The sequence below is a fragment of the Myxococcus eversor genome (assembly GCF_010894455.1).
GTDB lineage: Bacteria > Myxococcota > Myxococcia > Myxococcales > Myxococcaceae > Myxococcus > Myxococcus eversor.
Genome location: NZ_JAAIXY010000041.1, coordinates 22,482 through 36,327 on the forward strand (window position 1 = coordinate 22,482; position 13,846 = coordinate 36,327).

The following is a 13,846-nucleotide window of genomic DNA, read 5'->3' on the forward strand; positions in this document are numbered from 1 at the left end:
CCGTTCATCCCCGCACGCGAGCGGTTCGTCCCGGGCGTCATGGAAGCCATCCCCGGGGCCCGCTACCCTTGCCCATCATGCGTGACGAGGAGACGGAGAGACTCCGGGCTGGCGAGGTGCCCCCCTTGCCATCCTGGGCCGTGTGGCTGGGCGCCCTGGGCTGGTGGCTCGCGGATGCGCTCATCTCCGTGAGCCAGGTCCAGCTCCTCCAGCGCATCGGCGAGGCGAAGGTCGTCGAGGCCGAGCTGTGGCGCATGTCCCTGGCCAGCTCCCTCTTGTGGGTGCCCTTCACCGTGATGTGTCTGCGCCTGTCCGAGCGCGTCCCCCTGACGCGCCGGCGCCCGCTCCCCGCCCTGGGCTTCCACCTGGGTGCGTTGCTGCTCGTCGTGCTGGGGAGGGCGACCTTCGTCGTGCTCACCCAGGACCTCATCGGCTGGTATGAGCGAGAGCCGCACGTGCCCTACGTGCTCGCCCAGAGCGTCGTCAATAACCTGCTGCCCTTCGTGTTGCTGACGGCGGGCGCCCATGCCCTGGGTCTCGCGCGCAGGGCCCACGTGCGCCAGCGTCGCGCAGACCAACTCCAGGCGCAGCTCGCGGAGGCTCGACTCCAGGCGCTCGCGTCGCAGCTTCGACCGCACTTCCTGTTCAACGCGCTCAACGCCGTGGCCTCGCTGGTGCACGTGGACCCGGACGCGGCGGAGCGCATGCTGGCGCGATTGGGAGACCTCCTGCGCCACAGCCTGGAGTCTCATGGGCGACAGGAGGTGACGCTGCGCGAGGAGCAGGCGGCGCTCGCGCCCTACCTGGACATCGAGCAGATCCGCTTCGGCGACCGGCTGCAGGTGGCCTGGAGGCTGGCGCCCGAGGTGCTGGAGGCGCGCGTGCCCTATCTGGCCCTGCAACCCCTGGTGGAGAACGCCATCCGCCACGGCCTGGCACCGCGCGCCGAGCCGGGGCGGATTGAAATCTCCGCCGAGCGGGAAGGGGATGTGCTGCGGCTGCTCGTGCGGGACGACGGCATGGGGCCGCCCGTGGGAGGCCCGACGCGAAGTGGCGGCGTGGGCCTGTCCAACCTGCGCGCGCGACTGGCGACGCTCTACGGGGGCCAGGCCGGGCTGGAGCTTCGGGCGGGGACACCTCGGGGCGCGGTGGTGGAGCTTCGCGTGCCGTTCGACGCGCAGCCAGAGGGGACGAGGGTGGCGGCATGAACACCGAAGCCGTGGAGTCGGGACTCCTGCGCGTGGCGCTCGCGGATGACGAGCCCCTGGCCCGCTCCCGCCTGCGCGCGCTGCTGGCGGCGGAGCCGAACGTGGAGCTCGTGGCCGAGGCGACGAGCGGCGCGGAGGCGGTGCGCGCGGTGCTCCACGCGTCTCCGGACGTGCTGTTGCTGGATGTCGAAATGCCCGCGGGTGACGGCTTCGAGGTCCTCCGCGCGCTGCCTCCGGAGGCAGTCCCCGTGGTTGTCTTCGTCACCGCGTGGCAACACCACGCCGTGCGCGCCTTCGAGGCCCAGGCGCTGGATTTCCTCCTCAAGCCCTATGACAAGGAGCGCTTCCGGGCCGCGCTCGTCCGGGCTCGCGAGCAGGTGCGGCTGGTGCGACGCAGCGAGGCCGTGGTCCGTCAGGAGGCCCTCCTGTCCGGGCTGGCGCTGGCGGAGGCCCCGTTGCGCCGCCTGCCGGTCAAGGTCGATGGGCGCATCCGCTTCGTGGACTGCTCCGCCATCACCCACGTGGAGTCGGAGGCCAACTACGTGCGCGTCCACGTGGGCGGCGAGCAGCACGTGTTGCGCGAGACGCTGACGCATCTGGAGGAGCGGTTGGATCCGCGTCGGTTCCTGCGCGTGCATCGCTCCGTGCTCATCAACCTGGACCAGGTGCGGGAGATGGAGCCGCTCTCCCAGGGCGAATACCTGCTCGTCCTCGGGCCGGGGGGCGCCGCCGTGCGCACCGGGCGCAGCCATCGCGCTCGCGTGGAGTCCGCGCTCGGGCTGGGTTCCGGCTCCGGTCCGGAAGGCACGCGCTGAGTCGCGTCCCCGGGCCGCTCCCGTCCATCCCGCGCGCGGCTCGCTCCATCCCCGCTTTCCGGACAGCGCCGCGCGACACGCGTACCTCCTCGGCCATGGCGGGAAGGACTTCCACTCCTCCCGCCACATCCCGAGAGGAATCCGTCATGTCATCGTCCTTCCGTCGTCTCCCGCTGGTGCTCGCGGCGCTGTCGTTGGGTGTCGCCACGTCCGCCGTGGCCTCCGCGCCTCGCACGCCCGAGGTGTTCGCTCCGGGCTTCGTCTCCCTGCCCGAGCAGGAGGAGTGGCGCATCGCCTTCACGCCGGACGGCCGCACGGCCTTCTGGGGCGTGAGCCCGGGGTTCTTCCCCGAGACGCGCCAGGCCACCATCGTCTACTCCGAGCTGCGCAATGGCCGCTGGACGCAGCCTCGTCCGGCGCCGTTCTCCGGCGTGCACTCGGACATCGACCCGTTCGTCTCGCCGGATGGGCGCCGCCTGTTCTTCTCCTCCATCCGTCCCGTCAACGGCGCGCCCCGCGAAGACGTGGAGATGTGGGTCGTCGAGCGTCGCAGGGATGGCGGCTGGAGCGAGCCTCGGCACCTGGGCGCCGCGGTGCACAGCCTCGCCGACGAGCTGTACCCCAGCGTGGACGAGGACGGCACGCTGTACTTCGGCTCGGACCGCGAGGGCGGCTTCGGCGGCTGGGACGTGTGGCGCTCGCGGCTCCGCGCGGATGGGACGTACGGGCCCGCGGAGAACCTGGGGCCCGCCATCAACACCGAGCTGTGGGAGTTCAACCCGAGCATCCTCCCCGACGGCGACACCCTGCTGTTCGCCTCCATCGGCCGCCCGGAGGGCTACGGCTACGGCGACCTCTACGCGGCCTCTCGCACGTGGCGCGGCTGGCAGCCGGCCCGCAACCTGGGGCCCACGGTGAACACCGACCTGGACGAGTACCACCCGACGCTCTCGCCGGACCACCGCACGCTCTACTTCGTGCGGCACCAGTACGAGCCATTCCTTCCCAGTGAGATGTTCCACGTCAACGTGGGCCGGCTGCTCTCGGATGCCGGCTCCTGCGACGTGCGGAACTGAGGACCCGCCGCGTGCCTCCGCCCGGTGCATGGGGCCTCCGGCGGAGGCGCGAGGTCGTTGCTCAGCGCGTCGACAGGCGGAGGTTGTCCAGCGCGAGGTCGGGTTGTCCGGCGGGGAGGTCGACGATGAACGCGGTCGGCTGCGCGGCGCCGAGCTGGAAGTTCGCGCGGACGCGTCCTGCGGTCGAGTTGCAGTTCGTGCGCAGCTCCCGTCCATCGGCGGTGAGGAAGCCGCACGTCACCCCTCGCGTGTCTCGGGATGCGTCGAACTCCACCGTCCACGCGCGGCCCGAGACGAGGGCCTGTCGCGTGGCGATGAACCGCTGGCCACCTCGCAGCAGGGCCGCGAAGCGCGAGGTCGGTGTCCGCGTCCACGTGGCGGGGACAGGCGTGAGAGCCCCAGGCTCCAGGATGCCCATGCCCACGCGTTGTGAGCGGTTCTCGAAGCCATTGACCAGCGTGTCCCCGACGACGACGAGCTCCGTCACGGCGAACGCCCCCGAGCCCTCCGCCGGGGAGAGCCGCAGCGACCTCGCCCCACCGGCGCTCGCGACGAAGGTGGTGGCGACCAGTCCCGCGGCCTCGCCCGGGCGCGCGACGGGACTCGCGCCGCTCACGAGCACCTGACCGCCCAGGGTCAGCGTGACGAGTGGAGCCAGGTTCTCCTCCAGCGCCCGGATGCGCACCGACACGCGATACGTCATGCCCGCGACGACCTCCGCCGAGGGCAGGGTGAGCGATTCACCCTGGCCGACGGAGAGCAGGGGCTCGTTGGGAAAGCGCGAGCGCTCCCAGGCGGTGCACGACGACGCGACACACGGCCAGGGCTTGGGAAAGGGCAGGGTGCCCGGGCTGTCGCGTCGCAACAGCCACACGTCGTGGGTGAGCCAGAGGTTGGGATTGGGGAACAAGCCCGGGGTCTTCGTGTCGCAGACATCGTCCGGGTGTTTCGACTCGACGAGCTTCCGGGTGAAGGCGAGCCGGGCATAGCCCAGTCCCGCGTCGCCGGGAGCGCGGGCGGTGCGCGCGGGGTCCTCGCAGAGGAAGTCGTAGTCGTGCGCGGAGAACACCCAGTTCGACCAGACGGCGACGGGCCCGAGCAACTCCTGGGTGCCCAGGCTCTCGTTGAGCTGTGTGATTCCGGAGCCGGAGGAGCCATGACAGCCATGCAGCTCCGTGAGCCGCGCGTCGGTGCCGAACCCCGACAGGCCCAGTGAGACGCGGGGACGCACCGGGTTCTTCCAGGGCGCGGAGAGCAGCGGCAGGAGCTGGTTTGGCCCGTAGTAGTGGTAGTTCTGGGCCGGGTCGTAGTTGATGTAGCGCGTGTAGCGCTGCCAGAGCTCGGAGCTCCGGTTGTCCGGAATCGAGTAGACCTCGTGGGCCCACGCCATGGACACGGGGACGCCCACGCCCTCCGACGCGGCCACGTCGAGGTAGTCGTGGCGGCAGCCGGGGCTCGTGTCGCCACAGTCCAGCAGCGCCGTGTCGGCGCGGGGCAACGACGCGGGGCACTGGTAGTTGCCGAACGAGTCACCGCAGCGTGCAATCACCCGGCATGGGTACGACGACGTGCTGTAGCCCGGGCCCAGGGGGCGCCGCTGGTAGCCGGGGAAGGTGCCCGACAGGCTCTCCGCGGTGGCCTCCCAGTCCACGTCCGCGGCAATCATCGGGTCATACATGCGCACCTCGAGCGGCTGGTTCTCCGGGTCCCAGACGCTGATCTGGTCCAGGCAGTGCGCGGCGGTGATGGCCCTGCGCGGGGAGATGAAGGTGACTCCACACGTGTAGCGCAGCGGCGAGCCATCCAGCCCCCGCTTCGGCGCGTGGGTGCCGGGTTGGAGGATGGGCACGAAGACGGTGCCCCGGCTGAGCTGGCTGCTGGCCGTGACGCCTCCGGGTGTCAGGGCCACGTTGTAGTAGTCCTGATACGCCCGCTGGACAGGCTGGGGCTCGGCCGCGAGCGCTGCTCCCAGGATGACCAGGTGGATGCTCGTGCCGGCGAACGCGGCGCGAAGAGACGGTTCCATCGATAGACCCCTCACTGTGCAGACACAGACGTGGCGAGTCCCCTCGTCACGAGGGGCCGGTGTCCCCAGCACCCCGGGCGCATCCTGCCCGCTGGGACGCGGGCGTCTGCCCTGTCGTCAGCCTCCGCGACTTTTCACGCCCCCGGCTGTTTGCGAGTAACACTCGCCACGGACCACACGTCTGGGATGGGACGGCGCGGGAGGGCAGGTCTTTCGTTCAGGTCCGTACCAAGGGTGTATCAGGACCCAATCCCCGGCTCCGGTTTCGCGCCTTCGATGTTTGCATTTGACCCGGACTCTTTGTGGATTTTGTGTCACTGAACAATGTATAAACGCGAAATCATGGGAGTACTTGCCAGCCCGTGAATCCGGTGTGGTGCCGGAGTGCTCATCCCTGGCAGGGGGGCGCGGCCGTCCGCGCGGGTGTGAGAACTCGAATGCAATGCATGGTTGAGAAGCGCCAGCTTGACTGGCGAAGGATGCTCGTGTGCGCGGTGGTCGCCCTGGCGGCCGGCTGTGACAACACGGAACTTGAGACCCGGCCTCCGGAGCTGGACCTGGCGGAACCGGTGCAGGTGGACCCGACGCGGCATCCGGAGCGCCGCGGCATTGGTGCCATGGCGCTGCCACCCGCGGGTCCCTCGGCGATGGTCGTCACGGTGGACCCTCGCTCGTCGCTCCTCATCACCGACGACGCCATCGTGAGGAACTTCCCGCTCCTGCGGGTGATGACGCAGCTGGTGACGCAGTCCGGTGTCCCGGGGCTGACGCCGCTGGCCCTCTTCCAGGACTGGTGGCGCACGGCGCTGCCGCCCAACTGTGGGCCGCTCTTCAACGGCTTCCAGTATCAGTGCCCTCGCATCGAGGGGAACCAGTCCACCGTCAATCCCTTCATCAACCCGGGAGTGAATCCCGACGAGTACATCCCGCTGGCGCTCGTCAACCGCTTCGACCTGGCGCCGGCGTCGGGCGTGGACTGCGGTGAGTACCGCATCATCTACGGCAAGCGCTCCGGCATCCCCGGGGGTGGCAATCGCAACCTCCTCATCTTCGAGGCGGTGCTGCCCAACCCCAATCCCGCGCTGGGCCTCAATGGCTGTGCGCCGGTGGCCAACTTCTGGGCCTCGTTGACGGGCGCGCCGCTCACCACCCGCATTACCGGGCTGCAGAACTTCTACTTCACGGGCATGCCGGGCTTCATGCCGGTGGTCCACATGGACAACTACGGCAACCGGACGACGGGCGTGCCGACCGGCCAGGTGCGCACCAACCAGTTCATCCAGCCGCCGTGGACGCTGCGGGAGTTCAGCGTGCGGCGGACGATGTGCGGCGCCACGCCGTGCCAGTTGAACTTCCGGCCGGTGACGGTGAAGGTGAACCCGGGTGGCACGCTGTTCGACCCCCTCTCCGCGCACCCGCTGTCGGGGCCGTTCCAGAACGCGGTGTTCCCGGCGGAGGTGCCGGCGCTGGCCGTCAACGACATCAACCTGTTCAACAACACCATTCCCGACATGTTCAACAGCGGCCAGAGCAACTCGCAGGGCCCGGAGAACGACTACCGCTTCCAGTTCGGCCCCGCCCCCAGCGTCTTCCGCAACAACATCCAGAACGAGCTGTTCCTGCTGGGCAGTCCGCTGCTGCCCCAGGAAATCGTGGAGCGCTCGCTGGCGCTGTCCTGCGCGGGCTGCCACGAGCTGAGCAACGGGGCGAACCTGGGCGGTGGCCTCATCTGGCCTCCTTCCGCGGGCTTCGTCCATGTGGGTGAGCAGTTCGACCCGGCGCCGGGCCCCTTCGGCCCGCGCTTCCGCATCTCCCCGGCGCTGAACGCCGTCTTCCTGCCGCACCGCAAGGCCGTCCTGGAGACGTTCCTCAACTCCTCGTGCGGGGATGCCATCTGCCAGCCGTGGGAGACGCCCGCCTCCTGCCCGGCTGACTGCTAGCCGTCCTCCAGACAGGCAGTCATGGGAGTGGGCGCGGAGAGCTGCGTATACTCCGCGCCCACCATGACGGCGGACTCCCTCAAGCAACAACTGCGGCGCACCCTGCGACGAGACCTCTGGCTCACGCTCGCGCCCGCGGTGCTCCTCATCGGCCTCGCGTTCGCCGCTGCCTTCTATTTCATCGAGCCCGCGCCCCCGAAGAAGCTGGTGCTGGCCCTTTCTCCCGACGAGGGCGGCTTCCGCTACTACGCGCGGAAGTACCAGGACGTCCTCAAGAAGCACGGCGTCACCCTGGAGTTGCGCACGACGAAGGGCTCCCTTGAAAACGTGGAGCTGCTCGCGGACGGGGCCTCCGGCGTCGACGTGGCCTTCGTGCAGAGCGGCACCGTGGGCGGCGAGAAGGCCACGAGCGTCGTCTCCCTGGGCAGCGTCTCCTACGTCCCCCTCTGGGTCTTCTACCGGGGCGAGCCCTTGGAGGACGTGCGCCAGTTGAAGGGGCGGCGCATCGCGGTGGGGCCGGAGGGCAGCGGCACGCGCGCGCTCGCCGTCACGCTGCTGAAGGCCAACGGCATCGACGAGGCGCCCACGGAGTTGCTGCCGTTGGAGCGCGAGGCCGCCACCGAGCAGCTCAAGCAGGGACTCATCGACGCGGCGTTCCTCATCTCGCCCGCGGAGTCGCCCGCCATCCAGAAGCTGGCGGCGGTGCCCGGGGTGAATCTGCTCAGCTTCGCGCGCGGAGAGGCGTATGCGCGCCGCTTCCCGTATCTGACCCGGCTGGTGCTGCCTCGGGGCGTGTTCAACCTCGCCTCGGACATCCCCGCGCGGGACGTGGTGGTGCTCGCGCCGACGGCGAACCTCGTCGCGCGCGATTCGCTGCACCCCGCGCTCTCCTATCTCCTCATGCGCGCGGCCAGCGAAGTCCACGGCAGCGCGGGCCTGCTCGACGGCCCCAACGAGTTCCCCGCGCCGCGAGAGACGGGCTTCGCCCTCAGCAGCGAGGCCCAGCGCTACTACGAGGCGGGAATCCCCCTGCTCCAGCGCTACCTGCCGTTCTGGGCGGCGAACCTGGTGGACCGGCTGTGGGTGATGCTGGTGCCCATCATCGCCGTGGTGGTGCCGCTGTTCCGCGCCGTCCCCGCGCTCTACCAGTGGCGCATCCGCCAGCGCATCGTCCGCTGGTACGCGCGGCTGAAGGAGATTGAAATCCAGCTCGACGAGAACCCCGAGCGGGAGATGCTCGAGGACATGCTCAAGCGGCTGGAGGAGGCCGAGCGCGAGGTCAACCGCATCCCCATGCCGCTGGCCTACGCGGAGAACCTCTACTTCTTCCGTGAGCACATCGAGGTCGTCCGCCGCCGCCTCATCCGTCGGCTCGGCGGTGGGCGGGAAGGGGCGGACGCGCACGCTCACGCCGCCAACGCGTAGTCGGTTCCCGTCGCGCGCGCGGAGCCCGGTGGGGAGGCGGAGTCTGCTCCGCGCCCCCGCGTGTGGGAGGCTCCGGCTCCGAGCCTCGCGTGGAGGAGCCGAGCGCCACGCGCAGCACCTGATAGGCCCGCAGCAGCCGGCGCCGGGTATTCACGTGGGTGATGCCCAGCTCCTCCGCCATCGTCCTGCCGTCCAGCTCCCGCTCGAAGCGCAGCAGGCAGGCCCGCCGCAGCGGCTCCGGCAGGTGGTGGACGTGGCGCCACAGGAGCCGCGACTGCTCCTGCTCCAGGAGGAGCTGCTCCGGAGAGGGGACGTGCGCCAGGGGCTCGCGCGCCGAGGCGACCTCGTCCTCCTCCCGAGGGGCCTCGTCCGAGAGTCGGGCCCGGGAGCGGTGCAGGTCCACGCAGGCGTTATGGACGATGCGCGTCAGCCACGCCTCCGGGTTTCGCAGCCGCCGGACCTCCCGGGGCCAGGCCTCGGCGGCTCGCAGCATCGCGGTGCCCAGGGCGTCCTCCGCGTCGGCCTGGTGGCCACCGAGGTGGCGCAGGCTCTTCGCGAGGAGCCGCGAGTGGTGGCACAACCACATCTCCCAGAATCCGGTCGACATCGCTTCGATGAGGGCGCTCACAGGTGGCCATCCCCTCCGTGGCACTCCCCTAGAGCAACCGCTGTGCCGGCTCTCGCCCCCTCGGAGGACGGAGCTTCGTCGTCGGGCGCGGTGCCCGGCTGGCATGTCAGCGGCGTCGGCTGACATGTCAGCGTGTGCCAGCCGGGAGGCCGCCTCGGGTCCGCGGGGCTCCGGGCTCGTGTAGCCTGGAGGTGCACTTGGGCCCTGGCTCCGAGCGTCCCCCTCATGAAGCAGAGACTCCTCGACGACGTCTCCACCGCGAGTCCCCAGCGGCACGGCGGTGACTCCCGGTCCGCCGTCCTCCTGCCGGCGCTGACGCTGGTCTCCCATCCCCTGGCCTCACGGGTGGGGGAGCGGTTCGTGATGGAGTCCCTGCCGCGCGGCCGGGAGGTGGCGCTCTCCCGCAACGAGCCGCTGTTCACCCGCGTGGATGAAGTCGTGGGCCGGCCGCTGGCGGACCCGTTCGTGAGCCGGCGCGCGCTGCGCTTCCTGCCGCGCCTGGATGGCGGCATCCGGCTGGAGGGCGAGGCGGACGGCACCCAGGTGGTGGCGGGTGGGGTGCCGGGTGTGGGCTGGGACTTCCGGCCGGAGGCGCTCTCGGCGGGGGTGACGCTGGAGCTGGCCGGGCGGGTCGTGGTGTTGCTGCACCTCGTGGCGCTGGAGGAGGAGCGCTCCGCGGACACTCTGGGCATGGTGGGGCAGAGCACGGCGCTGGGGCGGCTGCGCACCCGCGTCCGCCAGGTGGCGGACCTGGACGTGCCCGTGCTCATCCGGGGCGAGACGGGCTCGGGCAAGGAGCTCATCGCGCGCGCTCTCCACCAGCGTGGCAATCGGAGCAAGGGGCCCTTCGTCAGCGTCAACCTGGGCACGCTGTCCCGAGAGCTGGCCGCGGCGGAGCTGTTTGGCGCGCAGCGGGGCGCCTACACCGGCGCCTCCCAGAGCCGCGAGGGCTTCTTCCGCGCCGCGCACGGCGGCACGTTGTTCCTGGACGAGGTGGGAGAGGCGCCCGCCGAGGTGCAGGTGGCGCTCCTGCGCGTGCTGGAGACGGGGGAGATGTACCCGGTGGGCGCGCACACCCCCGTCGTCACGGACGTGCGGCTGGTGGCGGCGACGGACGCGCCCCTGGAGGACCTGATTGAGCAGGGCCGCTTTCGCGCACCCCTGTTGCATCGGCTCTCCGGCTACTCCATCCACCTGCCTCCATTGCGGGAGCGGCGGGAGGATATCTCCCTGCTCTTCCACCACTTCGCGCGGCTGGAGTTGGAGGGGCTGGGAGAGGGCTGGCGCCTGGAGCCCCAGGACCCCTATGCGGAGCCCTGGCTGCCGGCGGCCCTGGCGTCGCGGCTGCTGCGGCATGACTGGCCCGGCAACGTCCGGCAACTGCGCAACGTGGCCCGCCAGCTTGTCATCAGTGGCCGGGGGCAGCCCCGACTCCAGGTGGACGCGGCGCTGGAGGCGGAGCTGGGGCCGACGTCCCCGGGCGACGAGGATGGGGAGCCCGTGCTGGTGACGCGGCGCAAACCGTCGGAGGTGACGGAGCGGGAGCTGCTGGATGCGCTGCGTGAGTGCTCGTGGGACTTGAAGGGCACGGCGGAGAAGCTCGGCATCACCCGGGCGTCGCTCTACAACCTGGTGGACCGCAGCCCCCACCTCCGCACGGTGAAGGACCTGAGCGCGGAGGACATCACCCGCTCTTTCAAGGCCTGTGGCGGAGACCTGGACGCCATGGTGCGCCAACTGGAGGTGTCCCGCCGCGCGCTCCAGCGGCGCGTCAGGGAGCTGGGGCTCGAGCCCCCCACGTCGTGAAGTCGTGGGTCGTGGCAAGCTTCACACACCGCCATCTCCAGGCCGGGCCCCCGCGGCCGGGCGACGTGGCGGGGAGGTGTGCACCATGCAAGGGCATTGGAAGCGTTGGCCAGGCATCGTCATGTTGTCGTTGGGGTGGGGCTGCGCTCCGGACGCATCCGGAGTCGACGAGGCGTCCGAGCCGGGCGTTCAATCCCTGGCGGAATACGACGGCACCGCCTGCCCCAAGCTCGTGGAGGCTCCCTGTCCCGCGCAGGGCGCGTATTGCCCCCCGTTGGACCACAACAAGCTGTGTGTCATCACCCTCTCCAGGGGACCCCTGCCCGTGTCGCCCGCGAGGAGCTGTCTGCGGCGCAAGCAACCGGTCAAGTTCCAGCTCGCCCCCGGCGTCAACGCGGCCACGCTCAAGTTCTTCGGGCCCGATGCCGACGCCCTCTTCGTGGACTACGACAAGATGGACATCGCGCTGACGGCGGCGGGGCGCGACTCGAAGTGGTGTGGAACGATTCGCCCCAAGGTCTTCCTGGGGGGCCACTATTTCGCCGTCAGTACCGATACGGGCGCGGGCCAGCCAGGGGAGCTGGAAGTGGTCAGGGACCCGGGCGAGGAGGACTGACACCGAGGGCCCTCACGGTGACGTCGGGTGCTCCTTCGATGTCTGCGTGAGCAGGGGGCCCCAGGTTCGCGCGAGCAGGGGACGGGCGGTGAGCGCTTTCGCCAGCGCTTCGCGCGCCCGCGCCTGCTGGCCGGGATGCGCCTCCGGGGAGGCCCGGGCCTGGGTGAGCTCCAGCGCCGCGTGTAGCGCGCGCGCCTCCTGGTCCTCGGGGCGTGCCTTCAACACGGTGCCCACTTCCGACAGGCCGCGCTCCAGCACGTCACGCGCGTCCTGTCCGGCGCGCCGACGGGCCAGGGCCCAATCGAGGTGGAGTCGCGCCAGCGCGCGGCGGTCATCGCGCGGTCGGGAGCTGACGGTGAGCGCGGCCAGGTGGGCCTGCCCGGCGCGGAGGAAGGCGGCCTCCCAATCCTTCGTTGTCAGGACGCTCCAGGCGGCGCCGAGGGCGCGGGCCTCCGCGGCGTAGCGCAGCGCCTCCTCGTCGCGGGGGTTGCGCCGCAGGGCCTCGCCCAGGGCCTGCTCGGCGGCGTCCAGCTCCGGCTTCGCGTCCGCGCCTCGTTCCAGCGCGAAGGCGGCGAGCACCCGGTGGGCCTGTCCCAGGTTGGCCCAGGCTGTCGACAGGTCCGGCTGGAGCGCGAGCGCCGCACGGGCCTCGCGCCGCGCCGCGCGCGCGTCGTCTCGCGGGTCTTCTCCCCGGGCCAGTCGCAGGGCCGCGCGGGTGACGTGGGCTTCCGACAGGTTGCTGGGCGGCAGGCCCTGCTTCGGGGCGAGGGCCACGGCACGGGTGAAGGACGCGCGGGCCTCGTCCAGGGCGGGGAAGGGGTCCTCGCCGCGCAGCCACGCGTCCCGCGCGCGCTCCATGTGCACCAGCCCCACGCCGCCATGGAGCTGCGGCACTTCCGCGTTGAGGGCCAGGGCGCTCCTGTACGACGCGAGCGCGATGTCCAACGACGGGCGCGCATCACCTCCACCATCGCGCAGCCGCGCGGCGCGCAGCGCATGGACCTGGGCCTCGTAGAAGTGGCTGACGAGGTTGCGGGGGTTGAGCGTGCGCGCCTTCTCCAGGGCCTCCCGCGCGCGCTCCAGGTCCGCGTCCGCGTCCGCGTTGCGTGGATGGGACGCGCGCTTGAACCAGGCGCTGCCCAGGTTGATCCACGCGTCCGGCAGGGCCTCGTCGATGCGGATGGCGGTGAGGTACGCGTCGATGGCGCGCGCTCGGTTGCCGAGCGAGTCCTCGCCCACGGCGTCCTCGTGGTCCGCCCACACCTTGAAGATGAGGCCCAGGTTGGAGTGGTAGTCGTAGCCGCGCTCCTCGGGCGCCACGCCGTCGAAGGCTTCGATGGCCTGTCGCAGCATCGGCCGAGGGTCCTCGCTGCGCGCCTGCTGAATCCGCGCGCCCTGCCAGAGCACGAGCCCCAGCGCGTGGCGGACGTCGCTGCTGGTGGGGGCGACCTCTGCCGCGGCCCGGGCCGCCTTCAGCGCCTCCTCCAGCGCCGCCGCCGCGTCGCCGCCCTGTCGGCTCCGGAACTCGGCGAGCCTGCGGTGCAGGTGGGCCTTCTTCACCAGCGATGGCACGTGGTGGGGCGACGCGGTGAGCGCGCGCGCCAGCGCCTCCAGCGCCCGTTCGAGGTGCGGCGTCACGTCCCCCTGGCCATACAGGCCCATGCGCAGGGCCAGCTGCTCGACGCTGGCCAGGGCCAGGTGTGCCTCGGGCAGGCTCTCCGCGAGGGCGGCCGCGCGGGCGTGGGCCTTCCTCGCCGCGTCCAGGTCCTCCTGCGCGCGCTCGCGCCGTCCCGCGTCCGAGTGACTGGTGGCGCGGGCCACCAGCACGTCACCTCGCAGCAGGGGAGCCTCGAAGAACCACGGCAGCCGGTCCCCCAGCGCATCCAGTCGCTCCAGTGCGTCCTCGTACCGCTCCTCGTGGTAGGCGAGCAGGGCCGAGACGTACTCGGCGGGAGGCAGGTCGGCGCCGCTGCCCTGCCGCAGCCATGCGAGCGCGGGCTCCCGGTAGAGCGTCACCAGCTCCTGCCGCCGCGCCTGTCGCTCCTTGGCGGGCAGGTGCTCGGAGGCGCGCAGCCGCTCCTGGTAGAGCTGCCCCAACGCGAGCGCCAGCGCGCACGCGACGCGCGGGGTGCGGGTGCCGTGGTTCCACGCGGCCTCCAGATGTCCCCCCGCGCGCGCCGGCTCTCCCAGCGCGAGCCAGCCCCGGCCCAGCGCTTCATTCCCCGGTCCGAGCGCGTGCTCTCCGCCGCCGCGCATCTCCCCGGAGATGTCCGCCAGCCGCGTCTCCAGCACCCGCCGCTCCTGGC

General features: G+C 71.3%; 10 protein-coding genes. 7 read left to right on the top strand and 3 right to left on the bottom strand.

What is annotated here, in order from left to right; all coding sequences use genetic code 11:
• The first annotated feature begins 116 nt into the window (after window positions 1-116).
• From G4D83_RS44720 to G4D83_RS44730, 3 genes are all read left to right on the top strand, one after another.
• Window positions 117-1,208 carry a sensor histidine kinase gene (locus G4D83_RS44720; RefSeq protein ID WP_240357181.1) on the top strand — a complete coding sequence of 364 codons (1,092 nt, stop codon included), beginning with the start codon at window positions 117-119 and terminating at the stop codon, window positions 1,206-1,208.
• Window positions 1,205-2,023 carry a LytR/AlgR family response regulator transcription factor gene (locus G4D83_RS44725; RefSeq protein ID WP_163871090.1) on the top strand — a complete coding sequence of 273 codons (819 nt, stop codon included), beginning with the start codon at window positions 1,205-1,207 and terminating at the stop codon, window positions 2,021-2,023. The genes G4D83_RS44720 and G4D83_RS44725 overlap by 4 nt, the downstream gene beginning before the upstream one ends.
• Before the next feature lie 146 nt (window positions 2,024-2,169).
• Window positions 2,170-3,099: a TolB family protein gene (locus G4D83_RS44730; RefSeq protein WP_163871091.1), complete on the top strand. Its 930-nt coding sequence runs from the start codon at window positions 2,170-2,172 to the stop codon at window positions 3,097-3,099.
• A 61-nt stretch (window positions 3,100-3,160) separates the two neighbouring features.
• Here the strand turns inward: G4D83_RS44730 and G4D83_RS44735 are convergent, their stop codons facing one another.
• The gene (locus G4D83_RS44735; RefSeq protein ID WP_163871092.1) at window positions 3,161-5,125 is read right to left on the bottom strand and encodes a hypothetical protein; all 1,965 of its coding nucleotides are present in this window, start codon (window positions 5,123-5,125) and stop codon (window positions 3,161-3,163) included.
• A 446-nt stretch (window positions 5,126-5,571) separates the two neighbouring features.
• Between G4D83_RS44735 and G4D83_RS44740 the strand changes: the two genes are divergently transcribed.
• Both G4D83_RS44740 and G4D83_RS44745 read left to right on the top strand, forming a co-directional pair.
• Window positions 5,572-7,065 (top strand): hypothetical protein, encoded by a 1,494-nt coding sequence (locus tag G4D83_RS44740; RefSeq protein ID WP_163871093.1) that lies wholly within the window; start codon window positions 5,572-5,574, stop codon window positions 7,063-7,065.
• A 63-nt stretch (window positions 7,066-7,128) separates the two neighbouring features.
• Entirely contained in the window at window positions 7,129-8,490 is a 1,362-nt protein-coding gene (locus tag G4D83_RS44745; protein WP_163871094.1) for a TAXI family TRAP transporter solute-binding subunit, read from the top strand.
• On the opposite strand, the gene G4D83_RS44750 is transcribed toward G4D83_RS44745, so the two are convergent.
• Window positions 8,426-9,097: an RNA polymerase sigma factor gene (locus G4D83_RS44750; RefSeq protein ID WP_163871095.1), complete on the bottom strand. Its 672-nt coding sequence runs from the start codon at window positions 9,095-9,097 to the stop codon at window positions 8,426-8,428. The genes G4D83_RS44745 and G4D83_RS44750 overlap by 65 nt on opposite strands.
• A 246-nt stretch (window positions 9,098-9,343) precedes the next feature.
• On the opposite strand from G4D83_RS44750, the gene G4D83_RS44755 reads away from it, so the two are divergent.
• Window positions 9,344-10,924, top strand: coding sequence for a sigma 54-interacting transcriptional regulator (locus G4D83_RS44755; RefSeq protein WP_163871096.1), 1,581 nt, complete (start codon window positions 9,344-9,346; stop codon window positions 10,922-10,924).
• Between the two features lie 85 nt (window positions 10,925-11,009).
• On the top strand, window positions 11,010-11,540 hold the full coding sequence (locus G4D83_RS44760; protein WP_163871097.1) for a hypothetical protein: 531 nt from the start codon (window positions 11,010-11,012) through the stop codon (window positions 11,538-11,540).
• 12 nt (window positions 11,541-11,552) lie between these two features.
• Here the strand turns inward: G4D83_RS44760 and G4D83_RS44765 are convergent.
• Window positions 11,553-13,846: tetratricopeptide repeat protein (locus G4D83_RS44765; protein WP_476703757.1), on the bottom strand; the 2,294-nt coding region annotated here is incomplete at its 5' end.